Source organism: Nonomuraea sp. ATR24 (assembly GCF_041950485.1).
Classification (GTDB): domain Bacteria; phylum Actinomycetota; class Actinomycetes; order Streptosporangiales; family Streptosporangiaceae; genus Nonomuraea; species Nonomuraea ceibae.
The window spans coordinates 16,118-41,449 of the sequence record NZ_JBGNUU010000029.1; the positions used below are offsets into that span (position 1 = coordinate 16,118).

Below are 25,332 nucleotides of genomic sequence, written 5' to 3' on the forward strand. Positions count from 1 at the left end.
GATCAGACCAGGCCCCTCCGGGCTGTGCAAGCCCTTCGGGCCCGGGTGTCGGGGAGATCCTTTCCACCCTGCTCACGATGCGGCGGGGGCGGCCTGGCAAGGTGGCCGGGTGGACGATGACCTGATCCTCTCCGTCGTGACGGGCTCGCGGGCGTACGGGCTGCGGACCGGCGCGTCCGACACCGACCGGCGGGGCGTGTTCGTGGCGCCGACGGCGGACTTCTGGCGGCTGGACAAGCCGGTCACGCATCGCGACGGGCCGCTGCCCGAGCAGTTCTCGTGGGAGGTCGAGCGGTTCTGCCGGCTGGCGCTGGACGCGAACCCGACCGTGCTGGAGTGCCTGTGGTCGCCGATCGTCGAGATCGAGACGGCCGAGGGGCGGCGGCTGCGCGAGCTGCGCGGCGCGTTCCTGTCGCGGCGCGCCCACGAGACGTTCACCGGCTACGCCGACGCCCAGTTCCGCCGCCTGGACCCGGCCGCGCCCAAGTGGAAGCAGGCGATGCACATGATCCGGCTGCTGATCAGCGGCCTGCACCTGGTGCGGCACGGCGAGCCGCTGGTCGACGTGGGCGCGCACCGCGACCGGCTGCTCGCCGTCCGGCGCGGCGAGGTGCCCTGGGAGCGGGTGGACGCCTGGCGCGCCGAACTGGCCGCCGACCTCGCCGGCGCGCGGTCCGTGCTGCCGGACCGGCCCGACCGGGCCGCCGTGGAGGCGTTCCTGATCGACGTACGGAGGGACCACCTGTGAAACTGCCCGGCTGGCTGGCGGACGCGCACCACTACCTCGGCTTCGCCCGCACCCAGTGGCGGCTGTACGGGAAGAACGGCGAGCTGAAGCCGCTGCTCTACACGTTCCGTGTGCTGGCCACCGGGCTTCACCTCATGCGCACCGGCGTCCTGGAGCGGAGAGGAGCGGTCACCCCGTGAGGCGGGACAGGAGCGGGGCCGCGTCCTGTTCGGTGATCGTGATGCCGATCCGGTCCCGGAGCGCGTCGGCGAGCTCGCGGGCGGTGGTGGCGCCGAGGTCCCCGACGCGCACCCGGGCGGCGTGACCGTCCGGGGAGAGCACGGTGCGCTGGGCGAGCACGTGCCGGACGAACGGCGATCGCGGGTGGGTGGCGACGTAGTGGTTGGCCATCTCGAAGTCGCTCGGGTACTGCGGCTCGTCCTCGCGGAAGGCGTACAGCTCGGCGGACCCGGCGTGCAGCACCCAGAAGCCGCCGTCGCGGCCGAGCCGCCAGCGCCACTCCCCCAGCGCCGCGTGGGCGCCGTCGGCGAGCGGCAGCGGCTCCACGAGCCCATCGCCGCCGAAGCCGGCGTCGGCGAGCCAGCGGGAGCCGCCGGCCTCGACGGTGAGGACGGCGTGGGAGCGGGGCAGGTGCGGGCGGCCGAGCCGGATGCGGGCGAGGTGGCGCGTCACGGGGAAGCCGAGCCGTTCGAGCGCGGCGGCGAGCAGCAGGTTGTGCTCGTGGCAGTAGCCGCCGCGCCGTCCCCCGACCAGCTTGTCCTGCACGGACTTGAGGTCGATGGGGACGCCGCGGCCCAGGACGGCGTCCAGGTTCTCGAACGGGATGGCGGTCACGTGCGCGCGGTGCACGGCCCGCAGCGTCCCGGGGGTGGCGTCGCGGGGCCCGTCGTGACCGATCCTGGTGAGGTACGCCTCGAGGTCGAGGTGGTCGATGTCCCAGTTCATGCGTTCAAGGGTGACGGAGCGGGACGGGGTGCCGCATCACGGGTTCGCGGGATCCGGGGACAGGACGAGCCGGACGGCGAACAGCTCGTAGCCGGCCCGTTCGAAGGTCCTGGCCATGGGGACGTTGCCGGCGTCGGTGTCGGCGGCGATCCGGGTGGCGCCGCGCCCGGCGTGCGAGCGGGTGATCTCGGCGAGCAGTTCGGCGGCGTAGCCGCGGCCCCGGTGGGCGGGCAGGACGCCGAGGTAGCCGACGACGGGCCCGGCCTGGTTGGCGGACGGCAGCGCGAACCCGGCCAGCTCGCCGCCGGGCGTGTAGGCGAGCCGCCACCAGGACCGCTCCCCCGGCATGCGCAGGTAGTCGTCGAGGTCCTCGCGGGCGACGGCGGCGGCGTCCTTGACGAGCAGGGCCTGGCGGGTGTGGTGGTCGAGGCTGCCCTCGGCGGCCTGCCGGAACGCCTCGGCGAACGCCTCGTCGTCGGGCTCGGCGCGGAACTCCAGCCGGCCGGTCGGCTCGGGCACCGGCGCGCCGGGCTTCCAGGCGTAGCGGAGGCGTTCGAGCTCGTCGGTCAGCCCGGCCCGGCCGCCGGCCTCCCACCGCCAGGCGACGGCGGCGGTGACGGCGGGCTGGTCGCGCCAGCCGGCGGGGACGAACAGGTGGTAGGCGGGCCTGTCGCCGAACGCCTCGTGGGCGTGCCGCAGCAGGTCGGCGGCGAGCTCCACCCGGTCGGGGACGGACGGGTCGACGTAGAGGCAGTCGAGGGCCAGGGGCCCGGAGTCGGGGAACCCCCACCACACGGCCCGTGCCAGGATCTCGCCGTCGCGCTCGGCCACCCAGATGCGGTCATAGCGGTAGTGCCCGTCCGCGAGGAAGGCGCGCAGCCGGTCGGGGTCGGCCCAGCTCACGGGCTCGTCGACGACGCAGCCGAGCAGGCGGTCGAGTTCGGACTCGGCCGCGGGACGGAACAGCATAGATGATCTCCACAAATATCCGACAGGATGGGGCAATGGCCCCCTACGATGACACTCTGCCACTCCAGCCGCCCATCCATTTACCGCCTGACGGCGAGCTGGCCGCCGCCGTGCCCGGCGCCCCCGAGGGCGGCGATCCCGCGCAGGTGCTGCGCGCGTGGGCGCTGACCTGCCGGGACGTGCTCGGCGGCGAGGAGGGGCTGCTGCTGGAGCTGGTCCGCCGGTTCCTGGCGCGCGACCCCGCCGCCGGCGAGCCGCCCGCCGCGCTCGCCCGGCTCGGCCTGGTACGGGACTCCGCGCCGTACGAGCTGACGCCGCTCGGCCTGTGGACCGGCAGGGAGCTGATCGCCGAGGTGACCGGGCAGCGGGTGCCGGTCATGGGGTCGCTGGCCGGCGGGGACGCCGCCGCGCTGCTGCACGGGTTGCGCTCGTACCCGGAGCCGGAACGCGACGAGGAGCTGGCCGGCTGGCTCGCGGGCCGCGACCGGGCGGCAGCGGCGGCGGAGATCGCCGCCGCGGTCGGCGGGGCGAGCCCGCTGGGCCGGGCGGTCGGGATCGAGCTGCTGGCCACCCGGTTCGGCGAGGACGGCCGCCGGGCGCTCGACGGGCTGCTCGCGGAGCCCCGGACGGGCGCGGTGGTCGCCGCCAGGCTGGGCCGCGACCACCGCGGCGACGGCGACGGCACCGGCGGGGACGGCGACGGGCGGCCGGGGTCGGGCGAGCTCGCCTGGGCGCTGGTGGACATGGCGGCGGCGCTGCTGGAGTTCGGCGGCGAGGCGGACGAGGTGGTCGAGTCGGTGGCGCTCGGGCTGGACCCGGAGGAGCAGGCGGGCACCGTCGCGCTGCTGGCGCTGGCCGACCATCCGGGCGCGGAGGCGGTGCTGAGGGTGTTCATCGACCACCACCCGGACGCCCGCGTGTCGGCCTCGGCCCGCAAGGCGCTGCGCCGTCTGCGCGGGCTGGCCGCGCGCGGGTAGGGTGACCCGCGATGACGAAACACACGATCTCCGCACCGTCCGGCACGATCCTCGGCGACGCCTACTCGTGCGACTGCGGCGCGCAGTTCGCCGGGCGGATGGCGGCCGAGCTGCACGCCGCCGAGAACCACCTGTGCACGGCCTGCCTCGGCTCGGCCGAGGAGGTGCTGGCGCCGGGCCTGACGCACCGCTGCCCGTCGTGCGCCGGCACGGGCGGCCGGCGCGAGCAGATGACCTGGCAGCTCGCCCACGCCGAGGCCGAGGAGCGCATCACGATGACGATGGTGCGGGGCGTGGTGTCGGGGTTCGACGGGCCGTTCAGCCTGTCGCAGATCGCCGACACGATCCGCGACGGGCTGCGGCTGCCCGCCGGGCGGCTGCCGGTGGGGCCGCGGGTGCGTGACCTGCTGCTGGAGCTGCAGGCGGCCGGCGAGATCACCATGCTGTCGGCGCCGGACGAGCTGATCGAGGGCACCGACGTGGTGCTCTACCGCGACCCGCAGTGGCAGCGGGCGGGCACGCTCGGCCTCTGAACGACCGGTCGCGGGCGCCGCCCGTCACACGCGGCAGAGGATCTCGCCGTGGGTGATCGACAGCCAGGCGTCGTCGGCCGCGGCCCACTCCAGCCAGCCGCCGGACATCCGGCGCAGGTCGTCCTCGGTGGCCGCGCCGCTGGCCAGGGCCTGCTCGGCCATGGCGGAGCGCAGGATCCGCTCGGCCCACATGCCGCCCCACCAGGCCCGGTCGGCGGGCGTGGCGAAGCACCAGACGGAGGCGGTGGCGGTGACGTCGGTGAAGCCCGCGGCGCGGGCCCACGACAGCAGGCGCCGCCCGGCGTCGGGCTCGCCGCCGTTGGCGCGGGCCAGCTTCTGGTAGAGGGCCATCCACTCCGCCAGCGCGGGCAGCAGCGGATACCAGGCGAAGGCGGTGTAGTCGCTGTCGCGCGCCGCCACCAGCCCGCCCGGCCTGGTCACCCGGCCCATCTCGCGCAGGGCCAGGACGGGGTCGCCGACGTGCTGGAGCACCTGGTGGGCGTGGACGACGGAGAAGGCGCCGTCGGGGAAGCTGAGCGCGTGGGCGTCGGCCACGCGGAAGTCGGCGTTGGTCACGCCCCTGGCCTCCAGCTCGGCCTCGGCCAGCGCCAGCGCCTCGGGCGTCACCTCCGACACCGTCACCCGCGACACCCGCGCGGCCAGGTCGGCGGCGATGGTGCCGGGCCCGGAGCCCACGTCGAGCAGCGTCATGTCCGGCTCCAGGTGAGGCAGCAGGTAGGCGGCCGAGTTGGCGGCCGTGCGCCAGCGGTGGGAGCGCAGCACCGACTCGTGGTGACCGTGGGTGTAGACGGCGTCCATCGGGACTCCTCATCTCGTGATCGTCCCCGGCAGGCTAACACCTGTCTCGCCATTCAAGAGAAATCGTCTCACTATCCGGTCAGGATTAGCGGCCCGACAGCGGGTAGCTGGGAGGCTCCACCGATGAACAAGGAGCTCACCATGGCCAAGACCGTGGCAGACGTGATGACCGCCCACCCCGCCACCATCGAGGGCGACCAGCCGGCCAGCGCCGCCGCCGCCCTCATGCGCGACAACGACACCGGGGCGATCATCGTCAACGACAACGGCCGGATGCGCGGCATCGTGACCGACCGTGACATCACCGTCAGGCTCGTCGCCGACGACAAGGGCCCGCAGACGCCCGTCAAGGAGGCGTGCTCGTCGGACGTCGAGGCGATCGGCCCCGACACCAGCATCGAGCAGGCCGTCCAGCTCATGCGCTCGCACGCGGTGCGCCGCCTGCCCGTCGTCGAGGACGGCCGCGCCGTCGGCATCCTCAGCATCGGCGACCTGGCCGTCGAACGCGACCCGAACTCGGCGCTGGCCGACATCTCGGCCGCGGAGGGCAACCGCTAACGTGGCCCCGTGGTCACAGTCGAGGACGTGCGGCGGCTCGCGGCGACCCTGCCGAGGTCGTCGGAGCACCTGATCAGGGACCGGGTCAAGTTCCGCGTGGGCGCCATCGTCTACCTGGCGTTCTCGCGCGACGAGACCGTGATGGGCTTCGCCTTCCCGAAGGAGGAGCGGGCCGCGCTGGTCGCCGCCGAGCCCGCCAAGTTCCTCCTGCCGCCCGAGTCCGACCTGCGCTTCAACTGGGTCTGCGCGCGCATGGCCGCGCTCGACGAGGCCGAGATGCGCGAGCTGGTCGTGGAGGCGTGGCGGATGGTCGTGCCGAAGAAGGTCTACGCCGCCTACATCGCCTGAGACGGTCCCAGACAATCTGAGACGATGGGCCCATGCACTTCCAGCACGACGACGCCGTCTGGCGCGACTTCCCGGAGCTGGTCCCGGGCACCATCCTGGCCGAGGGCATCACGCCCGGCGCCTCTGTCGACGAGGCGCTGCGCGCCCACCACGCGGCCGCGGCCGAGCGGCTGGCGGCCGGGCCGGAGTCCGGGCTGCCGGAGATCCAGGCGTGGCGGCGGGCCTTCTCCCGCATGGGGCTCAAGCCGACGCAGTACCGATGCGCCTCGGAGTCCCTGCTGCGCCGGTTCAAGAAGGAGGGGGCGCTGCCGCGCATCCATCCGCTGATCGACCTGTGCAACGCGGTGTCGGTGGCGTTCGCGATCCCGGTCGCGGTGTTCGACCTGTCCCGCGTGGACGGCTTCCTGGAGGTGCGGCGTGCGACAGGCCAGGAGGAGTACGTCACGCTCGCCGGCGAGCGTGAGCACCCCGAGCCCGGCGAGGTGATCTTCGCCGACGGCGGCGGCCACGCGCACGCCCGCCGCTGGACCAACCGGCAGAGCGGCCTGTCGGCCGTCCGCGACACGACCGCCTCCGTGCTGATCGTCGCCGAGGCCCTGCACCCCACGGCCGCCGAGGACGTGCGCAAGCTCACCGAGGTGCTGAGCGGCGAGCTGAGCGCCGCGTGGGGCGTCACCCCCGCCGCCGCGGTGCTCGGCCCGTCGTCGCCGCGCCTGGAGTTCTGAGCCAGCTCGACGCTCTATTCGACGCAGTCGTGCAGGTGCCGGACCGTCCGGGTGATGCGGTAGTGCTTGTCGATGGTGACGACCGCGTTGCCCGGGCCCCAGTCGATGTTCTCGCACGTGTCGGCCGAGCTGACCGGGCCGAAGTCCCAGGCGTCATGGACGAGCTTGTTGCCCGACACCTTCCACTTCGGCCCGGAGCGCCACTGCAGGAACAGCGTGTAGTTGCCGCCGGCCAGCAGGTTGTCGGTCACCGTCACCGCGCTCAGGTTCTTGTCGACCAGGTTGACCGGGTCGGAGTGCTGGGGCGCCTCGCGTTGGTCGATCGTGTTGTGGTCGAAGACCAGGCCGCTGCAGACGATGCCGCCGGGGCAGTACGCCTGGATGCCGTCGGAGTGGCTCGTCGGCGGGCCGCACAGGTTCACGTACGAGTCCCTGATCGTGACGTTCCTGCCCGACATGCGGAAGCCGTCGTCGAAGCCGCGCACCTCGATGCGGGTGGCGGTGAAGTTCTTCTCGCCGACCGCCGGGTAGATGCGGCAGCCCTTCTCCGGGCCGACCGTGGAGTCGGTGATGGTGAACGAGCCGCCCGTCTTCCAGTTGGTGATCATTCCGTCGATCCGGCTGTTCCTGATGACGACGCCGGACGCCTCCACGGTCAGGTCGCCGGTGATGTGCACGCCGTCGAGGACCTGGCCGGGCTTGGCGGCGGTGAAGTCGCCCTTGATGGTGGACAGCCGCAGGGAGTCGGGCACGCCGGTGCAGGCGGGAGTCGGGTGCGCGGGCAGCTCACAGCCGGGCCTGCCGGGCGTCGACGGCTCGGGGCCGGTGGGCTGCGGGCTCGTCGGTTGGGGGCTCGTGGGCTGGGGCTTGGTGGGCTCGGGCTTGGTGGGCTCGGGCTTGGTGGGCTCCGGGGTGCTGGTCGGGGTGCGGGTGGGGCTCACCGTGGCCGTGGGGGTGACCGTGGTGGTGACCGTTGGGGTCGGGGTGGGGGTCTGGGTGCGGGTCCTGGTGGGGGACGGGCTCGGGGACGGGGTGCCGGTCCCTGGGCGGAAGACCACGTCGACGAGGTAGTTGTGGCCGGCGCTGGTCCTGCGGGGGAACGCGCTCGCGCCGTACGCGAACGCGCCGTTCCAGCGGGAGGCGCTGAGCGAGTCGGTCCCTGGCAGGTAGCGGCGGAAGTAGTGCCGGGCGACCGCGTAACGGCCGTCGGGCGCGTGGTAGGAGACCACGTACGAGCGGCCGGCCCGCAGCGTGACGGGCTCCGGCAGGCGCGCCTCCTGCCAGCCGGAGGCCGTCTCCGTGCCGAACGCGACCCGCGCCAGCCGGTTGCCGGTGCCGTCCCACAGGCTGGCGGAGTGACCTGCGGCGGCACGGCGGTGCTTGTAGAAGCGGACCGCGACCGCGGACCCGGTGCGGGACGCGGTGAAGCGCATGCCCAGCTCGACGGGCCTGCGGTCACGCCCCAGCTTGGCCGGGACGACGCTGGTCGGCGACCAGAAGCTCTCCTCCTGCGCCGCCGCCCGGGGCGTCACGGGGAACACGGCCGCCTGCCGCTCCGCGGGGAGCGCGGGGGCCGGGCCGGCGAGCGCCGCGAGCGCGACGAGCGCGGCGGCGGCCGCCGTCAGGGTGCGGTGCGGTGAACCGTTCACGAGGAGGCCTCCAGAATGAATCCCCGATCAGCGAACCGGCCCCATGCTGCCAGCATCACGCGCCACTCCGGGCACTTTTCCGCATATTTCAGTTATCCAACCGAGATACGCCAGAAATAGGTCCGTTGCCCGGCGTTGATTGCAGCCGGCCCCAAATTCAGGAATGTCGTTGCCTGCCGGGCGCGCATTGATCAGTATCGGGATCATGGCACGCGACTGGGTGAGCTGGCACGACGACTACGACCGGCCGGGATCGAGTCTGGGCCGGCGCCTGGCCGTGGTCCAGGGCGCCGTCCGCGCCGCCCTCGACGCGGGCGCGGAGCGGGTGGTGAGCCTCTGCGCGGGCCAGGGCCGCGACCTCCTGCCGGTGCTGGCCGTGCACCCCCGGCGTGGCCGGGTGCGCGCCCGGCTGGTCGAGCTCGACGAGCGCAACGCGCGGCTGGCCGAAGAGCGGGCGCCGGCCGGGGTGGAGGTGATGCGCGGCGACGCGGCCCTGACCGACGCCTACGCGGGCGCCGTACCGGCCGACCTGGTGCTGGTCTGCGGCCTGTTCGGCAACCTCGGCGACGCCGACGTCCGCCGTACGGTCTCCGCGCTGCCCCAGCTGTGCGCGCCGGGGGCGACGGTGGTGTGGACCCGGCACACCCGCGAGCCCGACCTGGTGCCGTCGATCTGCGCGTGGTTCGAGGAGACGGGGTTCGACCGGGTCTCACTGGAGACGGCGGAGTTCGGCGTCGGCGTGCACCGCTACGCCGGCCCGCCCACGCCGCTGCGGCGGGGCGAGCGGATGTTCACCTTCCTCCCGGGCGGCTCACGTGCTCAGGAGAGCCCTCGGTAGAGGTCCTTGGTCAGGCCGGTGATGCGGCGGACCGAGCTGCTCCAGGTCGCGCCCGCCGGGTGCGCCGTGAGCACGGCCATGACGTAACGCTCGCCCTTGCCCACCAGGCCGGTGGTGTGGAGCACGGGACGGCCGAGGTCGGGGATGCCCGAGCCGCGCGAGCGCAGCGCGACCGTGGAGATGGACGCCCCCTGGGCCCGCGCGTCGCAGCGGACCGGCGGCACGGTGCCGAACCCGGACCAGCCCTGCTTGACCGCGAACGGCCGGGGCACCGCGCTGGGGATGCCGAAGGTCTGGTCGAAGCCGTCGCTGCCGCACGGGGTGGCCTCGCGCAGGTGGCCGAGCACGATGTCGCGGACGCGCGGCTCGGCGGTGTCGAGCAGGTAGCGGTAGGTGCGCACGATGTCGTGGACGCTCAGCGACACGTACCCCCAGAAGCCGGGGTGGGTGGCGGGCGGCGGCGTGGTGTCGGACAGCCGCAGCTTGCGGGCCATCCGGGTGACGATGGCGCCCTTGCCGCCCCGGTCCCACAGCGTGGAGGCGGCGTCGTCGTCGCTCTCCCGCAGCATGATCTTGAGCAGCCGGGCGTCGGCGGCGGAGACCTGCCGGTTCCGTTCCAGGAAGTCGATCGCCATCAGGATCTTGATCACCGAGGCGGAGCGGAACTTGCGGTGCGCGTGACGGGTGGCGACCGGCTTGCCCTTCGTCCGGTCGAAGACGAGCCAGGAGGCCGTGGTGCCCGCCGGGACCTTGGGCGGCCGGGCCGTACGGGCCGTGCTCGCGGATGCGGACGGGGTGGCCGCGGGGGCGCTCAGCGTCTCGGGGGCGGCGGTGGCCGACGCGGGGCCGGCCGAAGGCCCGGCGACGCATCCCGCTGCGAGTGGTACGGCTGCCGCCACGGCGGCCCACGGCTTCATACGCATCCGACATACCTATCAGAGTCTTGACGACTCCACAGAAACGGAGTTAAACAAAGGGGAATCCAACTCGAAACGGCGGTGAACCCACATCATGTACGCCGAGGAGCGGCAGCAGGAGATCCTCCGCAGGGCGCGCGCGGCGGGCCGCGTCGACGTGGTGTCCCTGGCCGGCGAGCTCGACGTGACGACCGAGACCATCCGCCGCGACCTGACCGCGCTGGAGCGGGCGGGCGTGCTGCGCCGGGTGCACGGCGGCGCGATCCCGGTGGAGCGGCTCGGGTTCGAGCCCGCGCTGGCGGCCCGCGACGAGGTGATGACGGCCGAGAAGGAGCGCATCGCCAAGGCCGCGCTCGCCGAGCTGCCCGAGGACGGGTCAGTGATCATCGACGCGGGCACCACCACGGGCCGCATGGTGGGGGTGCTGCCCGCCGACCGCGAGCTCACCGTGGTGGTCAACTCGCCGCCGCTGGCCACGGCGCTGGCCGCCCGCGCCAACCTGAACGTCATCATGCTCGGCGGCCGGGTGCGCGGGCGCACGCTGGCGACGGTGGACGACTGGGCGCTGCGGCCGCTGTCGCAGCTCCACGTGGACGTCGCGTTCATGGCCGCGAACGGCTGCTCGGCGGCGCGCGGGCTGACCACGCCGGACCCGGCGGAGGCGGCGATCAAGCGGGCGATGGTCGGCGCCGCGCAGCGCAGCGTGCTGCTGGCCGACCACACCAAGTTCACCAACACGTACCTGGCGTCGTTCGCCACGCTGGCCGAGATCGACGTGGTGATCACCGACACGGGCCTCGACCCGGCGCTGGCCGCCGAGCTGTCGGCCGCCGGGCCCGAGGTCGTCCGGGCCTGAGGGGGCGGCGGTGATCCTCACCCTGACGCTGAACCCGAGCCTGGACCGCACGATCGAGATCGGGGCCCTGGCCAGGGGCGCGGTCATCCGGGCGGCGGCGGCGCGGCTCGACCCCGGCGGCAAGGGGGTGAACGTGTCGCGGGCGCTGCTGGCCAACGCCGTGGCGTCGCGGGCGGTGGTGCCGTTCGGGGGCGACGAGGGGCGGCAGCTCGTGCGCCTGCTCGGCCAGGAGGGGCTGGACATGGTGACGGTGCCGGTGGCCGGGCGGACCCGGTCCAACGTCACGCTCGCCGAGCCCGACGGCACCGTCACCAAGGTGAACGAGCCGGGCACCGCGCTGTCGCCGGCCGAGCTCGACACCGTCGCCGACGCCGTGCTGGCCGCCGCGCACGAGGCGGACTGGGTGGTCGCCTCCGGCAGCCTGCCGCCGCGGGTGCCCGACGACGTCTACGCGCGGCTGTGCCGCCGCTTCGCCGGGGCCGGGATCCACGTGGCGGTCGACACCAGCGGCGCCGCGCTGGCCCGCGCGCTCGGCGCCGCCCCGGCGCTGGTCAAGCCGAACCTGGAGGAGCTGGCCGCCGCCACCGGCCGGGCGCTGCGCTGCCTGGGCGACGTGGTGGAGGCGGCGGGCGAGCTGCGCGCCGCCGGGGCCCGTACCGTCCTGGCCAGCCTGGGCGCCGACGGCGCGGTCCTCGTCGAGGACGGCGGGATCTGGTACGGCGAGGCCGCGGTCGCCGGGCCGCGCAGCGCGGTCGGCGCGGGCGACGCGATGCTGGCGGGCTTCCTGGCCGCCGGGGCGCGCGGCGAGCGCGCCCTGGTGGAGGCGCTGGCCTGGGGCGCGGCGGCGGTCGGCCTGCCGGGCAGCCGCATGCCGGGCCCGCGCGACATCCGCCGCGACGCCGTACGCGTCCACGCACCCGACCCGGCGCGCCCGCTCACCTCGGCCCTCGACCCGGCGCGGCCGCTCACCTCGACCACCGGCCCGGCGCGGCCGCCGCCGGGTCGCTGACCGGCTCACCCCCTGGAGTCTGCTCATCCCCCCGAAGGAGCATGTCCAATGGCCGACACCTACACCCCTCCGGTCCACGGGACCGGCGTCAAGGCCACGATCCAGCGGATCGGCGGCCACCTGGCCGGGATGATCATGCCGAACATCGGCGCGTTCATCGCCTGGGGACTCATCACCGCCCTGTTCATCCCCACCGGCTGGCTGCCGAACGAGTCGTTCGCCGCGATGGTCGAGCCGATCATCAAGGTCCTGCTGCCCGTGCTCATCGCCTACACCGGGGGGCGGATGGTGCACGGGCAGCGCGGGGCGGTGGTGGGCGCGGTCGCCGCGATGGGCGTCGTGGTGGGGGCGGACATCCCGATGTTCCTCGGCGCCATGATCGTCGGCCCACTCGCCGCCCTGATCCTGAAATATGTGGACAAGTTCACTGAGGCGCGGACCCGGTCCGGGTTCGAGATGCTGGTGGACAACTTCAGCGCCGGCATCGTCGGCGGCGCGATGGCCGTCGCCGGTGTGTGGGGCATCGGCCCGGTCGTCCAGGTGATCACCAACGTCGCCGGCGACGCGGTCGACTGGCTGGTCGGCAACGGCCTGCTGCCCGTGGCCTCGGCGCTGATCGAGCCCGCCAAGGTGCTGTTCCTCAACAACGCCGTCAACCACGGCGTGCTCGGCCCGCTCGGCGTCGCGGAGGCGGCCGAGACCGGCAGGTCGATCCTGTTCATGCTGGAGTCGAACCCGGGCCCCGGACTCGGCCTGCTGCTGGCCTACCTGCTGTTCGGCCCGCGCCCGCTGCGCCCCAGCACCCCGGCCGCGATGATCATCCACTTCTTCGGCGGCATCCACGAGATCTACTTCCCGTACGTGCTCATGAAGCCCCGCCTCATCCTCGCCGTCATCGCGGGCGGCGCGGCCGGGGTGTTCACGTTCATGGTCACCGGCTCGGGGCTGGTGGCGACGCCGTCGCCGGGCAGCATCTTCGCGTACGCGGCGGTGACGCCGAGAGGCGGCTGGCTGGGCATGATCCTCGGGATCGCGATCGCCACCGCCGTGACGTTCGCCGTCGCCGCCCTGCTCATGGGGTTCGGCCGCGGCGAGAAGGAGCCGCCCGCCGGAGCCGGGCCGCCCGCCGAGAGCGCCACGCCCGCCGCCGACGAGCCCCGCGACGCCGCCGCCCGCGAGGACTCCCCCGAGCACCGGACCGCCGCCAAGGAGGCATGAACCATGACGAGCATCGACAGCAAGGACATCCGCAAGATCGTCGTCGCCTGCGACGCGGGCATGGGCAGCAGCGTGATGCTCGCCTCCCAGCTCAGGAAGCAGCTCAAGGACAGCGGCGTCGCCGTCGAGCACACGCCGGTCAACGACATCCCGGCCGACGCCGACGTGGTGCTCTGCCACGCGGGCCTGGCCGCCAGGGCGAGAGCGGCGGCGCCGGGCAAGGCGCTGGTGCCGTTCCAGATCTTCCTCGGCGACCCGGCGGTGACCAGGCTCGTCACCACCATCAGGAACGGCGGCGTCGTCGATGCGTGACGGCCTGCTCGACCCCCGTGCCGTGCTGCTGCACGAGAGCGCGTCCGGCCGCGACGAGGCGATCCGCCGGTGCGGGCGCGCCCTGGCCGACGTCGGCGCCGTCGCCGAGCCGTACATCGAGGCCATGCTCGAACGCGAGCGGACGATCTCCACCTACGCCGGTGAGGGCTTCGCCATCCCGCACGGCACGGCGGCGGCCAGGCAGGACGTGCTGCGCGACGCGATCTGCGTGGTGCGCTTCCCCGAAGGCGTCGACTGGGACGGCGAGCGCGTCACCGTCTGCGTCGGCATCGCCGCCGCCGGCGACGGGCACGTGCCGCTGCTGGCCGCGCTGGCCGACGTGCTGCTCGACCCCGCCCGGGCCCGGACCCTGCGCGAGGCCACCGAGGTGAACCACGTGATCGAGGAGCTGACGTGAAGGTCGCCAGATTCCACGCCCCGGGCGACATCCGGGTGGAGGACGCGCCGGAGCCCGTCGCCGGGCCCGGCGAGCTGAAGATCCAGGTGCGCAACTGCTCGACGTGCGGCACCGACGCCAAGATCTACAAGTTCGGGCACCACCACATCAGGCCGCCCCGCGTGATGGGGCACGAGATCGCCGGCGAGGTGGCGGGCACCGGCGAGCGGGTCCAGGTGATCGCCGCGATCCCGTGCGGCGCCTGCGCGGAGTGCCGCCGGGGCCGCCCGGCCGTCTGCCCGGCGCAGGAGTCGATGGGCTACCACTACGACGGCGGCTTCGCCGAATGGCTGATCGTGCCCGCCAAGGTGCTGGCCGTCAACGGCGTCAACGCCGTCCCGGACGGCGTCGGGTTCGCCGAGGCGTCGCTGGCCGAACCGCTCGCCTGCGTGCTCAACGGGCAGACGCTGGCCGGCGTGGGTACGGGTGACGACGTGGTGGTCATGGGGGCGGGGCCGATCGGCTGCCTGCACGTGCGGCTCGCCCGGGCGCGCGGGGCGGGCCGCGTCTTCCTCACCGACGTCAACGCCGCCCGCCTCGCCGTCGCCGCTGACCTCGTACGGCCCGACGCGGCCATCGACGGGGACGTGGTGGAACAGGTGCTCAAGCTGACCGGAGGCCGTGGCGCCGACGTGGTCGTCACCGCCGCGGCGTCGGGCGTGGCCCAGGAGCAGGCCGTGCACATGGCCGCCCGGCGGGGCCGCGTCAGCTTCTTCGGCGGGCTGCCCAAGGACGATCCGGTCATCCGGCTGGACTCCAACCTGGTGCACTACCGGGAGCTGACCATCGTCGGCGCCAACGGCTCCAGCCCCGCCCACAACGCCGAGGCGCTCGGGCTGATCGCCGCGGGCGCCGTGCCGGTCGGCGACCTCATCACCCACCGGCTGCCGCTGTCCCGGGTGCTCGACGGCATCGAGCTCGTCAGCCGGGGCGCGGCCATCAAGGTCACGATCGAACCCTGAGGAGGCAGGCCATGGCATCGCGGACGGTGACCATCGCGTCGGCGAGCGGGCTGCACGCGCGGCCCGCCAAGCTGTTCGTCCAGGAGGCGGCGCGGCTGGGGGTGCCGGTGCGCATCCGGGCGGGCGACGGGAAGGCGGTCCCGGCGTCCAGCATGCTCGGCGTGCTGTCGCTGGGCGCGGTCCGCGGGACCGAGGTGACGCTGGAGTCGGACGCCCCCGGCGCCGACGCCGCCCTCGACACCCTCGCCGCCCTCCTCTCCCGCGACCTCGACGACCCCCCGCCCCCGGACGGACCCCCAACCCCGCAAGGGGCCCAGCCCCCGAAGGGAAACGCGACCCCGGACGGCGGCGCGCCCCCAAGCGAAGCCCCAACCCGGCACGGACCCCCAACCCCGGACGAGTCCCCACCCCCGAAGAGAGGCGCGGGCCCGGACGGACCCCCACCTCCCGAAGAAACCCCGGCCCCGGAGGAAGGCGCGGCCCCGGAAGGGGGCGCGGGCTTGGGCGGAGGTGCGGGCTCGGGCTCGGGCGCGGGCGCGATACCGGGTACAGGCCAGGGGGCAGGGTTGGGGGCTGGGGAGGTTGTCGGTGGGTGAGGTGGTGAGGCTGGCCGGGCTGGGGGTCAGCCGGGGGGTGGTGGCGGGGCCGGTGGTGCGGATGGCCGCGCCGCCCGTGCTTCCGGCTCCTCGGCCGGTCGGCGACGCGGAGGCCGAGGGGGCGGTGGTCGCCGGGGCGCTGGAGGCGGTGGCCGCGGGGCTGCGCGAGCGCGCCGCCGCGGCCGAGGGTGACGCGGCCGAGATCCTGGGCGCGCTGGCCATGATCGCCGACGATCCGATGCTGCGGGAGGAGGCCGAGCAGGGCGTACGCGACGGCCTGGACGCCCCGCACGCGCTCGACGCCGCGTTCACCCGCCACCGGGAGGCGATCGCGGCGCTCGGCGGCTACCTGGCCGAACGGGCGGCCGACCTGGACGACCTCAGGCACCGGGCCGTCGCCTTTGCGCTGGGCGTGCCGATGCCGGGCCTGCCCTCCCCCGGGCATCCGTACGTGCTGGCCGCCGAGGACCTGTCGCCCGCCGACACCGCCGGGCTCGGGCCGGACGTGCTGGCGCTGGTGACGGCGAAGGGCGGCCCGACGAGCCACACCGCCATCCTGGCGCGCGGCCGGGGCCTGCCCGCCGTGGTGGCGTGCCCGGGCGTGATGGACCTGGCGGACGGCACGTACGTGTGCGTGGACGGCGTGACCGGCGAGGTCACGGCGGGCATCAGCCGGGAGGAGGCCGAGGCGGCGTGCGAGCGCGACCGCCGGGAGCGGGAGCGGCTGGCCGCGACCGGCGGGCCCGGCAGGACCGCCGACGGGCGGCCGGTCGGACTGCTGCTCAACATCGGCTCGGCCGCCGATCTGGTGCCTGACGGTGAGGGGGTGGGGCTGTTCCGCACCGAGTTCCTGTTCCTGGGTCGCGAGCGGGCGCCGTCGTTCGACGAGCAGGTGGCGGCCTATGCGGAGGTGTTCGGGCGGGCGGCGCACGTCGTGGTGCGGACGCTGGACGCGGGCACCGACAAGCCGCTGCCGTTCCTCGGGCTGCCGCCGGAGCACAACCCGGCGCTGGGCATGCGCGGGCTGCGGGTCGACCGGGTGCTGCCGGGCGTGCTCGACACGCAGCTCGACGCGATCGCCGAGGCGGCGCGGCGGACGGGCGCGGAGGCGTGGGTGATGGCGCCGATGGTCGCCACCCGGGACGAGGCCGCCGGGTTCGCCGCCAGGGCGCGCGCCCGGGGGGTGGCCCGGGTGGGCGTCATGGTGGAGATCCCGGCCGCCGCGCTGCTGGCCGACCGGCTGCTGGAGGAGGTGGACTTCCTCAGCGTCGGCACCAACGACCTCAGCCAGTACGCCTTCGCCGCCGACCGGCAGCATCCGGCGCTGGCCGACCTGCTCGACCCGGCGCAGCCGGCGCTGCTGCGCCTGGTGGCGGCGTGCGCGGAGGCGGGCCTGGCGGCGGGCAAGCCGGTCGGCGTCTGCGGCGAGGCGGCCGGCGATCCGGCGCTCGCCCCGGTGCTGGCCGGGCTGGGGGTGACGAGCCTGTCGATGGCGCCGTCGTGCGTCCCCGCCGTCCGGGACGCGCTGTCGCGGCACACGTACGCCGAATGCCGCGAGCTGGCGCGCGCCGCCCTCTCCTGACAGGCCCGGGCCGGGAGTGGCGGGCGGTCAGCTCGCCGGTTCCGGGGTGCGGGCGCGCAGGGTGAGCTCGCCGTCCTGGGCGTCCACGTCGACGGCGCCGCCCTCCCCGACCTCGCCGGTGAGCAGCATCGTGGACAGGCGGTTGTCCAGCTCGCGCTGCACGGTGCGGCGCAGCGGGCGGGCGCCGAACTCGGGCTGGTGGCCGCGCTCGGCGAGCCAGTCCTTGGCCGCGTCGCTCACCTCCAGCGCCACGTCCTGGCCGCGCAGCCGCTGCCGGGTGCGCTCCAGCAGCAGGTCGACGATCTGGCGGAGCTGGCTCCTGTCCAGGCGGCGGAAGACGATGGTCTCGTCGATGCGGTTGAGCAGCTCGGGCCGGATGGAGTGGCGCAGCAGGTCCATGAGCCGGTCCTGCAGGTCGGGCGTGTCGCCCTGGGCGTCGAGGATCATCTGGGCGCCGATGTTGCTGGTCATGATGACGATCGTGTTGGTGAAGTCGACGGTGCGGCCCTGGCCGTCGGTGAGGCGGCCGTCGTCGAGCATCTGGAGCAGGATGTTCATCACGTCCGGGTGCGCCTTCTCGATCTCGTCGAGCAGGATGACGCCGTGCGGGCGGCGGCGGACGGCCTCGGTGAGCTGCCCGGCCTCCTCGTAGCCGACGTAGCCGGGCGGGGCGCCGATGAGCCGCGAGACCGTGTGCCGCTCCTGGAACTCGCTCATGTCGATGCGCACCATGTGGTCCTCGCCGCCGAACAGTGCCGCCGCGAGCGCCCTGGCCAGCTCGGTCTTGCCGACGCCCGTCGGGCCGAGGAACAGGAAGCTGCCGATGGGCCGGTTCGGGTCGGCCAGACCGGCGCGCGCCCGGCGGACCGCCTCGGCGATGGCGACGACGGCCTCGTCCTGGCCGATGACGCGTTCGTGCAGGTGTTCCTCCAGCCGCATCAGCCGGTCGCGCTCCTGGGTGGTGAGCTGGGTGACGGGGATGCCGGTGCGGCGGGAGACGACCTCGGCGATGTCCTCGACCGTGACCTGCGGGGCGGCGTCGCGGCCCTGCCTGGCCCGGTCGAGCTCGGGGCGGAGCTTGTCGATCTGGCCGGTGATCTCCTTGGCCCGGTCGAAGTCGTCGGCGGAGACCGCCTGGTCCTTGTCGCGGCGCAGGGAGGCGAGGCGTTCCTCCAGCTCGCGCACGTCGCTGCCGGGGGTGCGCGAGCGCAGCCGGACCCGGGCGGCGGCCTGGTCCATCAGGTCGATGGCCTTGTCGGGCAGGAACCGGTCGGCGACGTAGCGGGCCGACAGGGTGGCGGCGGCGTCGAGCGCCTCGTCGGTGATGCGCACCTGGTGGTGGGCCTCGTACGCGTCGCGCAGCCCGGCGAGGATCTCGACCGTCTGCTCCACGGTGGGCTCGGTGACGAGGATGGGCTGGAAGCGGCGTTCCAGCGCGGCGTCCTTCTCGATGTTCTTGCGGTACTCGTCGATGGTGGTGGCGGCGATGACGTGCAGCTCGCCGCGGGCCAGGGCGGGTTTGAGGATGTTGGCGGCGTCCATGCCGCCCTCGGCCGACCCGGCGCCGACCAGCGTGTGCACCTCGTCGATGAACACGATGACCTCGTCGGCGTGGGCGCGTACCTCGTCGACGACCTTCTTGACCCGTTCCTCGAACTCGCCCCGGTACTTCGACCCGGCGACCATGCCGGTCAGGTCGAGGGCGATGACGCGCCGGTCCTTGAGCGTGTCGGGGACGCTGCCGTTGACGATGCGCTGGGCGATGCCCTCGACGATGGCGGTCTTGCCGACGCCGGGCTCGCCGATGAGCACGGGGTTGTTCTTGGTGCGGCGTGACAGGACCTCGATGGACTGCTCGATCTCGTCCTCGCGGCCGACGACCGGGTCGACGCGGCCCTGCCTGGCCTCCTCGGTGAGGTCGCGCCCGTACTCGTCGAGTGAGGGGGTGCCGCTGTCGCGGCGTTCGCCGCCGGGCTGCCCGGGGCCGGAGGAGAGCAGGGCGCGCTGGATCTCGTTGGCGGAGACGCCCTGCTCGCGCAGCAGTTCGGAGGCGGTGGACTCGGGGTTGGCGGCGAGCGCGAGCAGCAGGTGCTCGGGGCCGATGTAGGAGGAGTTCAGGGCGCGGGCGACGCGCTGGGCGTCCAGGACGGCGCGCTTGGCCGACGGGGAGAGCGTGTCGGGCGGCTCGGCGGCGGGTCCCTGCCCGGCGAGCGTGCCGATGCGGTCGCCGAGCCTGCCGGTGTCGACGCCGGCCGAGCGCAGCAGCTCGCGGGTGGGCTCGGCGCGGGCGAGGGCGCCGAGGAGGTCGAGCGCGTCGAGGTCGGCGGCGCCGCGCCGGCCGGCGATCTCCACGGCGTCGGCGAGCACCTCGCGGGCGGAGGCGCTGAGCAGCTTGCCCACGTCGACGCGCTGGACGCTGGGCCGGGTCGGCGGCCAGGCGTCCATCCCGCCGAACACCCGGCCGGTCAGCTCCTCGAAACCCCGGAAAGGATCCCGCCCAAAGAACGACATATCCGACATTTTGCTCGTCCCCTTCTCGCGCACCTCCGGGACCTCTTGCCGGGCCCGTCGCAAGGCATAGCCAGCGATCGGCAAAATGCCTCCGCGCCTCCGGGGGGTGCGGCTGACTCCGGGGGGTGCGGGTCACTCCGGGGGGTGCGGGTCACTCCGTCGCGAGGAGGTCCACGATGGGCGTGTCACCGGAGACGAGCTCGAACGTGCGGCGGCCCGTCCCCGGGGCCTGGAGCAGGGCGGCGACGACGGCGGCCACGTCGTCGCGCGGCACCGGGCCGGGCGGCACCTCGGGAGCCAGCCGGACCAGGCCGGTGCCGGGCTCGTCGGTGAGGCGGCCCGGCCGCAGGATGGTCCAGTCGAGGTCGCGGCGGCGCAGGTCGTCTTCGGCGGCGGTCTTGGCCGCGATGTAGGCGGCCCACACCTCGTCGGAGCCCGGCTTGGGCGGCTTGCCCGCGCCCATGGACGAGATCTGCACGAACGTGCGCACCCCGGCCCGCTCGGCGGCGTCGGCCATCAGCACGGAGGCGGCCCGGTCGACGGTGTCCTTGCGCGCCGCGCCGCTGCCCGGCCCGGCGCCCGCGGCGAACACCACCGCGTCCGCCCCCCGGACGATCCCGGCGACCTCCTCCACGCCCGCCTTCTCCAGGTCGCACAGCACGGCCTGCGCGCCGGTCTCCTCGACGTCGGCCACGTGCGCCGGGTTGCGCACCAGGCCGACGGCCGCCGCTCCCAGCAGCCTCTCCAGCCGCAACGCGATCTGCCCGTGCCCGCCCGCGATGATGATCCTCATGGGCGTCATGGTGTCATGGAGCCATGAACGACTTCCCGCAAGCGCCCGCCCCGGCGTTTCTGTTCGACCTGGACGGCACCCTGATCGACAGCGTCTACCAGCACGTCATCGCCTGGCGGCAGGCGCTGGCGGGAATGGGCATCGACCTGTCGGTGTGGCGGATCCACCGGCGCATCGGCATGAGCGGCGGCCTGTTCGTCAACGCCCTGCTGCGCGAGACCGGGCTGAAGCTCACCCAGGCGCAGATCGACGAGCTGCAGACCACCCACGCCGAGGCGTACGAGCAGCAGGCCGATTCGGTCCGGCCGCTGCCGGGGTCGGTGGAGCTGCTGGCGGAGCTGTCCTCGCGCGGCGTGCCGTGGGCGATCGCGACCAGCGGGTACGCGCGCACGGCCCGGCTGGCGCTGGGCCTGCTCGGGCTGCCGGACGACGCGCCGATGGTGACGCGCGACCTGGTGCGCCGGGCCAAGCCGGACCCCGACCTGTTCCTGGCCGGCGCGGCGCGGCTCGGCGTCGACCCGGCGCACGCGATGGTGGTGGGTGACAGCATCTGGGACCTGCTGGCGGCGCGGCGGGCCGGCTCGCTCGGCATCGGGCTGCTGTCGGGCGGCTACGGCCGCGACGAACTGGAGCGGGCGGGGGCGTTCCGCGTCTACGCCGACCCGGCCGACATGCTCGACCGGCTCGACGAGCTGGGCGTGCGGCAGAGCGACTGAGGAATATCCGGCCGAACCACGGAGCTTTGATCACGCGTACCCCTTTTGGAGGAGCTGACTATGGAATTGGCAGACATCGGCGTCACCGGCCTGGCGACCATGGGCCGCAACCTGGCGCGCAACCTGGCCAGGCACGGCTACGCGGTGGCCGTGCACAACCGCACCGAATCCCGTACGCAACAGCTCGTGCGGGAGTTCGGCGGCGAGGGCACGTTCCTGCCGTCGCAGGACCTGGCCAGGTTCGTGGCGTCGCTGAAGCGGCCACGCCGGGCGATCATCATGGTGAAGGCGGGGCCGGGCACCGACGCGGTGATCGACGAGCTCGCCGCGCTGATGGAGCCGGGCGACATGATCGTCGACGGCGGCAACGCGTACTTCGAGGACACCCGGCGGCGCGAGGCGGCGCTGCGTGAGCGCGGCATCCACTTCGTTGGCACGGGCATCTCCGGCGGCGAGGAGGGCGCGCTGAACGGCCCGAGCATCATGCCGGGCGGCTCGAAGGAGTCGTGGGAGGCGCTCGGCCCGATCCTCCAGGACATCTCGGCCAAGGTGGACGGCGTGCCGTGTGCGGTGCACGTGGGCCCCGACGGCGCCGGTCACTTCGTCAAGATGGTGCACAACGGCATCGAGTACTCGGACATGCAGCTCATCGCCGAGTCCTACGACCTGCTGCGCCAGGCGCTGGGCGCGACGCCCGCCGAGCTCGCCGGGGTGTTCCGGGAGTGGAACCAGGGCGACCTGGACTCCTACCTGATCGAGATCACCGCCGAGGTGCTCGACCAGGTCGACGCCGAGACGGGCAAGCCGTTCGTGGACGTGGTGGTCGACCGGGCCGAGCAGAAGGGCACCGGCCGGTGGACCGTGCAGAGCGCGCTGGAACTGGGCGTGCCGGTGACGGGGATCGCCGAGGCGGTGTTCGCGCGGGCGCTGTCGGGCCACCCCGAGCAGCGGGAGGCGGCCCGGCCGCTCCTCCAGGGGCCCGAGCTGACCGGGACCGGCGGCAAGGAACTGGTCGAGGACGTGCGGCAGGCCCTGTACGCGTCCAAGATCGTCGCCTACGCGCAGGGCTTCGACCAGATGGCGGCGGCGTCCAAGGAGTACGGCTGGGACCTCGACCTGGGCGCGATGGCGACCATCTGGCGGGGCGGCTGCATCATCCGGGCCAAGTTCCTGGACCGGATCCGCGCGGCCTACGACGCCGACCGGGCGCTGCCGACGCTGCTGGCCGACCCGTCGTTCGCCGAGGCGCTCAACGCCGCGCAGGAGTCGTGGCGCCGGGTGGTGGCCACGGCGGTGAAGATCGGGGTGCCGACGCCGGGCTTCTCCTCGGCGCTGGCCTACTACGACGGGCTGCGGCGCGACCGGCTGCCCGCCGCGCTGGTGCAGGGGCTGCGCGACTACTTCGGCGCGCACACCTACCTGCGGGTCGACAAGGAGGGCGCCTACCACACCGACTGGTCGGGCGACCGCGCCGAGCGTCCCGCCTCCTGAGGCCGCCTCCCCCCGGCGGGCGTCAGCGCGCCGCCGGGGGCGGCGGGATCCGGTTGGCCAGCGCCGTCACCACGCAGTAGCCGATGGGCCCGGACGCGTCGTGCACGGTGCACTGCCCGTTGGCCACGCCGTCCGCGCTGAGATGGCCGGTGGCGTCCAGGCCGATCACCTCGCCGCGCGGCAGCCGGGCCAGCGTGAGCGTGTAGTCGGCGTTGATGAACGGCAGCCCGCCCGCCGTCATGCCGCTGAGCGGGCTGGCGAAGTCGGCCGCCAGCGCCACCCGGACGAACGGGCTGACCTCCTCGTCGTCGACGAGCGGCCGGTTCTCCCGCGTCCAGACCCGCCTGCGGCCCGGGTCGCCCCACTCCGACAGGCGCCACAGGTCGAACGGCGGCGTCCAGCCGGGCCCCTCGGCGGGCGGCCCGTCGGGCGGCGTCTCGTCCCACGCGGGGGTGACCGGCCGCTCGCCGCCGGGCTGCTCGCCCTTCCTGAGCAGTACGGCGCTCGCCCGGCCGATCACGCCCTGCTCGGTGCGGATGACGGCGTCGGCCACGCGGATCCGCCGCCCGTCCCTGACCAGGGCGGTCTCGACGGTGACGGGCAGCATCGGGCTGTTGCGGAACAGGTCGACGGTGAGCCTGGCGAACTGCATCTCCGGATCGCCGTACCGGTCCTCGACGGCACGGGCGGCCAGCCCGCCGAGCAGGCGGCCGTGGAGCATGTCAAGGGCCCAGGGGCTGCGGGCGTGGGGGGCCGGGACGAGCTCGTCCCCGGCCGTGGTGAAGAAGGCAGACGTCACAGAATCAGATTCTAGTGGAGAGCCGTTCGCCCAGGCTACGCAGCTGATCCCGCAGCCCGTCCGGTTCGAGGACCTCCGGGTCGGCCACCTGGAAGTCGGCGGTCAGTGGTGGTGGGCGGCTTCGATCCGGCCGCCCAGTTGGGCGCGGACGCCTTCCAGCAGGGGTGGGGTGGAGACGACGACCCAGCGCTCGCCCACGAGGTAGGCGCCGCCGTACATCTGGGCGAGCTCCAGCCAGTCCCGCTGGCCTCGTTCGGTGGTGAAGGTGACGAGGGTGTAGTGGCCCCGGGCGGTACGGCAGTCGGCCTGGCGCAGGTCGGCGGCGTCGATCTGCAGGGCGGGGCGGGGGCATCCGGCGGCGGCGCCGATCTGGTCGATGCCCGCCGGTGCGGCCGGGGCCGCCGAGGCAGCCGGAGCGGCCGGGGCCGCCAGGGTGGGCGGGGCCGCCGGGGCCGTGCAGGCGGTGAGGAGCGCGGCGAGCGCGACGGCGACGGCGAGCGGCTTGCCGGTGGAAGTCTGCATGGCCTCATCCCGTGGACGGTGAAACGTTCCTGCCGCAGGTACGCACCGGCGGCGCGGGAGGTTCACCACGGCGGCAGTAGCCTTCTCGCGAAGGCGCGGGCGTGAGGAGGGTGACGGTGCAGCTCGGCAATCTGGAGCGGTCGGTCATGGAAGCCCTGTGGGAGCATCCCGGCGGCATGTTCGCCCACGACCTGGCGCCGCTGCTGCCGTCCGGCCCGGCGGTCACGACGGTGCTGACGGTGCTGACGCGGCTGTCGAACAAGGGCATGGTCTCGCGCGAGCGGGTGGGCCGGGCGCATCTGTACCGTGCGACGGCGGGCAAGGACGCCTTCGTCGCCGAGGCGATGCGCGCGGCCCTGGACGAGGCGGGTGACGTCGCGGCGGCGGTGCAGCGCTTCGTGGGCACGGTGTCGCCCGAGGTGGCCTCGGCGCTGCGTGCGGCGCTGGGCGAGCGGGACGGTTCGGCGCGATGATCGCCTGGCTGGTGGCGGCCGGGGTGGCGCTGTTGCCGGTGGCGCTGGGCGATCGCGCGGCGCGGGCGCTGGCCGGTGCGGCGTGGACGCATCGCTGTCCCCGGGCGGCGCTCGTGCTGTGGCACGCGGCCGGGGCGTCCGCCGGGCTGGGGGCGATCGGGCTGGGGCTGGTGGCGGCCGTGGCGCCGTCGGCCGCGGTGTTCCCGCACGGCGTGCACACGCTGGTGAGCCGGATCGCCGGCGGGCACGGCCTGGCGGGGCTGGGTCCGGCGCACCTGGTGGCGCTGGCCTGGTCGGCGGGCCTGACGGCCTGGCTGGTGGTCCACACGGTGCGGGTGGCCGCCGGGACGTTCCGGGAGCGGCGCCGCCGGCGGCTGCTGATCGACGTGGTCGCCGATCATTCGCCGGAGCACGACGCGTACATCCTGCCCGCGTCCGGCCGGGTGGCCTACTGCGTTCCGGGCAGGCGGCGGCGGATCGTGCTCAGCCAGGGCGCCCTGGACGCGCTGAGCGCGCAGGAGCTGGCGGCGGTGCTCGGGCACGAGCGCGCGCACGCCCGGGGCCACCACGACCTGGCTCTGCTGCCGTTCGTCGCGCTGGCGCGGGCCTTCCCCTGGCTGCCGGCGGCGCGGACCGCCCGGCGGGCGGTGGCCGTGCTGCTGGAGATGGTCGCCGACGACCATGCCCGCCGCGCCCACGGCGGCCTGCCGCTGGCCGGCGCGCTGGTGCGGATGACGGCCGGCGGGCCTGGGCCGCAGGCGTCCACGCCGGCGCTCGCCGAGCAGGGGGTCGTCGAGCGGCTTCAGCGCCTGCTCACGGAGCGCGAGCGGCCCCGCTGGGCGCCCGCGGCGGCCTGCTCGACGGCCGGGCTGCTGCTCAGCGGGCCGCTGGCGGTGCTGGTCGCCCCGCTGGTCTGCGCCGCGATCTGAGAGGCGCGGACGGCCGGGTGGCACCCCTGGAAGGAGAGGCGGGACCACCGCCCACTATCTTCTACACAAAGTAGAAGTAA

Annotated in this window: 29 protein-coding genes; 20 read left to right on the top strand and 9 right to left on the bottom strand. The window is 74.4% G+C overall.

The window, feature by feature from the left end:
• Window positions 1–109: 109 nt before the first annotated feature.
• The gene (locus ACBI99_RS41215; RefSeq protein WP_219514951.1) at window positions 110–748 is read left to right on the top strand and encodes a DNA polymerase beta superfamily protein; all 639 of its coding nucleotides are present in this window, start codon (window positions 110–112) and stop codon (window positions 746–748) included.
• A complete protein-coding gene (locus ACBI99_RS41220) occupies window positions 745–927 on the top strand; it encodes a DNA polymerase beta superfamily protein (RefSeq protein ID WP_308126128.1) in 183 nt (60 codons plus the stop codon). Before ACBI99_RS41215 ends, ACBI99_RS41220 begins: the two co-directional genes overlap by 4 nt.
• Here the strand turns inward: ACBI99_RS41220 and ACBI99_RS41225 are convergent.
• Complete coding sequence (locus ACBI99_RS41225) at window positions 917–1,693, bottom strand: arylamine N-acetyltransferase (RefSeq protein WP_219514959.1); 777 nt, start codon at window positions 1,691–1,693, stop codon at window positions 917–919. The genes ACBI99_RS41220 and ACBI99_RS41225 overlap by 11 nt on opposite strands.
• A 36-nt stretch (window positions 1,694–1,729) precedes the next feature.
• Window positions 1,730–2,662 carry a GNAT family N-acetyltransferase gene (locus ACBI99_RS41230; protein WP_219514961.1) on the bottom strand — a complete coding sequence of 311 codons (933 nt, stop codon included), beginning with the start codon at window positions 2,660–2,662 and terminating at the stop codon, window positions 1,730–1,732.
• Between the two features lie 35 nt (window positions 2,663–2,697).
• On the opposite strand from ACBI99_RS41230, the gene ACBI99_RS41235 reads away from it, so the two are divergent.
• Both ACBI99_RS41235 and ACBI99_RS41240 read left to right on the top strand, forming a co-directional pair.
• Window positions 2,698–3,639, top strand: a complete 942-nt coding sequence (locus ACBI99_RS41235; RefSeq protein WP_375074939.1) for a hypothetical protein — start codon at window positions 2,698–2,700, stop codon at window positions 3,637–3,639.
• A gap of 11 nt (window positions 3,640–3,650) precedes the next feature.
• Window positions 3,651–4,172 carry a hypothetical protein gene (locus tag ACBI99_RS41240; protein WP_219514965.1) on the top strand — a complete coding sequence of 174 codons (522 nt, stop codon included), beginning with the start codon at window positions 3,651–3,653 and terminating at the stop codon, window positions 4,170–4,172.
• Window positions 4,173–4,196: 24 nt separating this feature from the next.
• Here ACBI99_RS41240 and ACBI99_RS41245 read toward each other — a convergent pair whose 3' ends face one another.
• Complete coding sequence (locus tag ACBI99_RS41245; RefSeq protein WP_375074940.1) at window positions 4,197–4,991, bottom strand: class I SAM-dependent methyltransferase; 795 nt, start codon at window positions 4,989–4,991, stop codon at window positions 4,197–4,199.
• A 123-nt stretch (window positions 4,992–5,114) separates the two neighbouring features.
• Here ACBI99_RS41245 and ACBI99_RS41250 point away from each other — a divergent pair, with 123 nt between their 5' ends.
• From ACBI99_RS41250 to ACBI99_RS41260, 3 genes are read left to right on the top strand one after another with little or no spacing between them, the layout of a single operon-like run.
• Window positions 5,115–5,549: a CBS domain-containing protein gene (locus ACBI99_RS41250; RefSeq protein WP_246646543.1), complete on the top strand. Its 435-nt coding sequence runs from the start codon at window positions 5,115–5,117 to the stop codon at window positions 5,547–5,549.
• 9 nt (window positions 5,550–5,558) lie between these two features.
• The gene (locus tag ACBI99_RS41255) at window positions 5,559–5,897 is read left to right on the top strand and encodes an MmcQ/YjbR family DNA-binding protein (RefSeq protein ID WP_219514969.1); all 339 of its coding nucleotides are present in this window, start codon (window positions 5,559–5,561) and stop codon (window positions 5,895–5,897) included.
• Window positions 5,898–5,929: 32 nt separating this feature from the next.
• Window positions 5,930–6,622 (top strand): phenylalanine--tRNA ligase beta subunit-related protein, encoded by a 693-nt coding sequence (locus ACBI99_RS41260; protein WP_357591622.1) that lies wholly within the window; start codon window positions 5,930–5,932, stop codon window positions 6,620–6,622.
• 14 nt (window positions 6,623–6,636) lie between these two features.
• Here the strand turns inward: ACBI99_RS41260 and ACBI99_RS41265 are convergent, their stop codons facing one another.
• Complete coding sequence (locus tag ACBI99_RS41265; RefSeq protein ID WP_375074941.1) at window positions 6,637–8,271, bottom strand: DUF4082 domain-containing protein; 1,635 nt, start codon at window positions 8,269–8,271, stop codon at window positions 6,637–6,639.
• Window positions 8,272–8,476: 205 nt separating this feature from the next.
• Between ACBI99_RS41265 and ACBI99_RS41270 the strand changes: the two genes are divergently transcribed.
• Window positions 8,477–9,109, top strand: a complete 633-nt coding sequence (locus ACBI99_RS41270; RefSeq protein WP_375074942.1) for an SAM-dependent methyltransferase — start codon at window positions 8,477–8,479, stop codon at window positions 9,107–9,109.
• Here ACBI99_RS41270 and ACBI99_RS41275 read toward each other — a convergent pair.
• Entirely contained in the window at window positions 9,091–10,032 is a 942-nt protein-coding gene (locus tag ACBI99_RS41275; RefSeq protein WP_219514974.1) for a hypothetical protein, read from the bottom strand. The genes ACBI99_RS41270 and ACBI99_RS41275 overlap by 19 nt on opposite strands.
• 88 nt (window positions 10,033–10,120) lie before the next feature.
• On the opposite strand from ACBI99_RS41275, the gene ACBI99_RS41280 reads away from it, so the two are divergent.
• From ACBI99_RS41280 to ptsP, 8 genes are read left to right on the top strand one after another with little or no spacing between them, the layout of a single operon-like run.
• Window positions 10,121–10,882 carry a DeoR/GlpR family DNA-binding transcription regulator gene (locus ACBI99_RS41280; protein ID WP_375074943.1) on the top strand — a complete coding sequence of 254 codons (762 nt, stop codon included), beginning with the start codon at window positions 10,121–10,123 and terminating at the stop codon, window positions 10,880–10,882.
• Window positions 10,883–10,892: 10 nt separating this feature from the next.
• Window positions 10,893–11,891, top strand: coding sequence for a 1-phosphofructokinase (pfkB, locus tag ACBI99_RS41285; protein ID WP_375074944.1), 999 nt, complete (start codon window positions 10,893–10,895; stop codon window positions 11,889–11,891).
• A gap of 48 nt (window positions 11,892–11,939) precedes the next feature.
• Window positions 11,940–13,109: a PTS mannitol transporter subunit IICB gene (mtlA, locus tag ACBI99_RS41290; RefSeq protein WP_219509440.1), complete on the top strand. Its 1,170-nt coding sequence runs from the start codon at window positions 11,940–11,942 to the stop codon at window positions 13,107–13,109.
• Between the two features lie 3 nt (window positions 13,110–13,112).
• The gene (locus ACBI99_RS41295) at window positions 13,113–13,421 is read left to right on the top strand and encodes a PTS lactose transporter subunit IIB (RefSeq protein WP_219509441.1); all 309 of its coding nucleotides are present in this window, start codon (window positions 13,113–13,115) and stop codon (window positions 13,419–13,421) included.
• Window positions 13,414–13,839: a PTS sugar transporter subunit IIA gene (locus tag ACBI99_RS41300; protein WP_219509442.1), complete on the top strand. Its 426-nt coding sequence runs from the start codon at window positions 13,414–13,416 to the stop codon at window positions 13,837–13,839. Before ACBI99_RS41295 ends, ACBI99_RS41300 begins: the two co-directional genes overlap by 8 nt.
• Window positions 13,836–14,840, top strand: coding sequence for a zinc-dependent dehydrogenase (locus ACBI99_RS41305; RefSeq protein ID WP_375074945.1), 1,005 nt, complete (start codon window positions 13,836–13,838; stop codon window positions 14,838–14,840). Before ACBI99_RS41300 ends, ACBI99_RS41305 begins: the two co-directional genes overlap by 4 nt.
• 11 nt (window positions 14,841–14,851) lie before the next feature.
• Window positions 14,852–15,436 carry an HPr family phosphocarrier protein gene (locus ACBI99_RS41310; protein WP_375074946.1) on the top strand — a complete coding sequence of 195 codons (585 nt, stop codon included), beginning with the start codon at window positions 14,852–14,854 and terminating at the stop codon, window positions 15,434–15,436.
• On the top strand, window positions 15,429–17,018 hold the full coding sequence (ptsP, locus tag ACBI99_RS41315; RefSeq protein ID WP_375074947.1) for a phosphoenolpyruvate--protein phosphotransferase: 1,590 nt from the start codon (window positions 15,429–15,431) through the stop codon (window positions 17,016–17,018). Before ACBI99_RS41310 ends, ptsP begins: the two co-directional genes overlap by 8 nt.
• Window positions 17,019–17,045: 27 nt before the next feature.
• Here ptsP and ACBI99_RS41320 read toward each other — a convergent pair whose 3' ends face one another.
• Window positions 17,046–19,538 carry an ATP-dependent Clp protease ATP-binding subunit gene (locus ACBI99_RS41320; RefSeq protein WP_375074948.1) on the bottom strand — a complete coding sequence of 831 codons (2,493 nt, stop codon included), beginning with the start codon at window positions 19,536–19,538 and terminating at the stop codon, window positions 17,046–17,048.
• 142 nt (window positions 19,539–19,680) lie between these two features.
• Window positions 19,681–20,322: an NAD(P)H-binding protein gene (locus ACBI99_RS41325; protein ID WP_219509446.1), complete on the bottom strand. Its 642-nt coding sequence runs from the start codon at window positions 20,320–20,322 to the stop codon at window positions 19,681–19,683.
• Between the two features lie 23 nt (window positions 20,323–20,345).
• Between ACBI99_RS41325 and ACBI99_RS41330 the strand changes: the two genes are divergently transcribed.
• The gene (locus tag ACBI99_RS41330; protein ID WP_375074949.1) at window positions 20,346–21,038 is read left to right on the top strand and encodes an HAD family hydrolase; all 693 of its coding nucleotides are present in this window, start codon (window positions 20,346–20,348) and stop codon (window positions 21,036–21,038) included.
• A gap of 60 nt (window positions 21,039–21,098) precedes the next feature.
• The gene (gndA, locus tag ACBI99_RS41335; RefSeq protein WP_375074950.1) at window positions 21,099–22,529 is read left to right on the top strand and encodes an NADP-dependent phosphogluconate dehydrogenase; all 1,431 of its coding nucleotides are present in this window, start codon (window positions 21,099–21,101) and stop codon (window positions 22,527–22,529) included.
• A gap of 22 nt (window positions 22,530–22,551) precedes the next feature.
• Here the strand turns inward: gndA and ACBI99_RS41340 are convergent, their stop codons facing one another.
• Both ACBI99_RS41340 and ACBI99_RS41345 read right to left on the bottom strand, forming a co-directional pair.
• Window positions 22,552–23,328 carry an acyl-CoA thioesterase domain-containing protein gene (locus tag ACBI99_RS41340; RefSeq protein WP_375074951.1) on the bottom strand — a complete coding sequence of 259 codons (777 nt, stop codon included), beginning with the start codon at window positions 23,326–23,328 and terminating at the stop codon, window positions 22,552–22,554.
• 102 nt (window positions 23,329–23,430) lie between these two features.
• Window positions 23,431–23,850, bottom strand: coding sequence for a hypothetical protein (locus ACBI99_RS41345; protein ID WP_375074952.1), 420 nt, complete (start codon window positions 23,848–23,850; stop codon window positions 23,431–23,433).
• 101 nt (window positions 23,851–23,951) lie between these two features.
• Between ACBI99_RS41345 and ACBI99_RS41350 the strand changes: the two genes are divergently transcribed.
• Window positions 23,952–24,323: a BlaI/MecI/CopY family transcriptional regulator gene (locus ACBI99_RS41350; RefSeq protein WP_308125959.1), complete on the top strand. Its 372-nt coding sequence runs from the start codon at window positions 23,952–23,954 to the stop codon at window positions 24,321–24,323.
• Window positions 24,320–25,252, top strand: a complete 933-nt coding sequence (locus ACBI99_RS41355) for a M56 family metallopeptidase (protein WP_375074953.1) — start codon at window positions 24,320–24,322, stop codon at window positions 25,250–25,252. The genes ACBI99_RS41350 and ACBI99_RS41355 overlap by 4 nt, the downstream gene beginning before the upstream one ends.
• Window positions 25,253–25,332 lie beyond the last annotated feature (80 nt).

Excerpts from the sequence above, each read along its gene's own strand:
- ACBI99_RS41225 (WP_219514959.1), bottom strand. The coding sequence starts at position 1,693 with ATGAACTGGGACATCGACCACCTCGACCTCGAGGCGTACCTCACCAGG.
- ACBI99_RS41230 (WP_219514961.1), bottom strand. The coding sequence starts at position 2,662 with ATGCTGTTCCGTCCCGCGGCCGAGTCCGAACTCGACCGCCTGCTCGGC.
- ACBI99_RS41235 (WP_375074939.1), top strand. The coding sequence starts at position 2,698 with ATGGCCCCCTACGATGACACTCTGCCACTCCAGCCGCCCATCCATTTA.
- ACBI99_RS41240 (WP_219514965.1), top strand. The coding sequence starts at position 3,651 with ATGACGAAACACACGATCTCCGCACCGTCCGGCACGATCCTCGGCGAC.
- ACBI99_RS41245 (WP_375074940.1), bottom strand. The coding sequence starts at position 4,991 with ATGGACGCCGTCTACACCCACGGTCACCACGAGTCGGTGCTGCGCTCC.
- ACBI99_RS41250 (WP_246646543.1), top strand. The coding sequence starts at position 5,115 with ATGAACAAGGAGCTCACCATGGCCAAGACCGTGGCAGACGTGATGACC.
- ACBI99_RS41260 (WP_357591622.1), top strand. The coding sequence starts at position 5,930 with ATGCACTTCCAGCACGACGACGCCGTCTGGCGCGACTTCCCGGAGCTG.
- ACBI99_RS41270 (WP_375074942.1), top strand. The coding sequence starts at position 8,477 with ATGGCACGCGACTGGGTGAGCTGGCACGACGACTACGACCGGCCGGGA.
- ACBI99_RS41275 (WP_219514974.1), bottom strand. The coding sequence starts at position 10,032 with ATGCGTATGAAGCCGTGGGCCGCCGTGGCGGCAGCCGTACCACTCGCA.
- ACBI99_RS41280 (WP_375074943.1), top strand. The coding sequence starts at position 10,121 with ATGTACGCCGAGGAGCGGCAGCAGGAGATCCTCCGCAGGGCGCGCGCG.
- mtlA (WP_219509440.1), top strand. The coding sequence starts at position 11,940 with ATGGCCGACACCTACACCCCTCCGGTCCACGGGACCGGCGTCAAGGCC.
- ACBI99_RS41295 (WP_219509441.1), top strand. The coding sequence starts at position 13,113 with ATGACGAGCATCGACAGCAAGGACATCCGCAAGATCGTCGTCGCCTGC.
- ACBI99_RS41300 (WP_219509442.1), top strand. The coding sequence starts at position 13,414 with ATGCGTGACGGCCTGCTCGACCCCCGTGCCGTGCTGCTGCACGAGAGC.
- ACBI99_RS41310 (WP_375074946.1), top strand. The coding sequence starts at position 14,852 with ATGGCATCGCGGACGGTGACCATCGCGTCGGCGAGCGGGCTGCACGCG.
- ACBI99_RS41320 (WP_375074948.1), bottom strand. The coding sequence starts at position 19,538 with ATGTCGGATATGTCGTTCTTTGGGCGGGATCCTTTCCGGGGTTTCGAG.
- ACBI99_RS41325 (WP_219509446.1), bottom strand. The coding sequence starts at position 20,322 with ATGAGGATCATCATCGCGGGCGGGCACGGGCAGATCGCGTTGCGGCTG.
- ACBI99_RS41330 (WP_375074949.1), top strand. The coding sequence starts at position 20,346 with ATGAACGACTTCCCGCAAGCGCCCGCCCCGGCGTTTCTGTTCGACCTG.
- gndA (WP_375074950.1), top strand. The coding sequence starts at position 21,099 with ATGGAATTGGCAGACATCGGCGTCACCGGCCTGGCGACCATGGGCCGC.
- ACBI99_RS41345 (WP_375074952.1), bottom strand. The coding sequence starts at position 23,850 with ATGCAGACTTCCACCGGCAAGCCGCTCGCCGTCGCCGTCGCGCTCGCC.
- ACBI99_RS41355 (WP_375074953.1), top strand. The coding sequence starts at position 24,320 with ATGATCGCCTGGCTGGTGGCGGCCGGGGTGGCGCTGTTGCCGGTGGCG.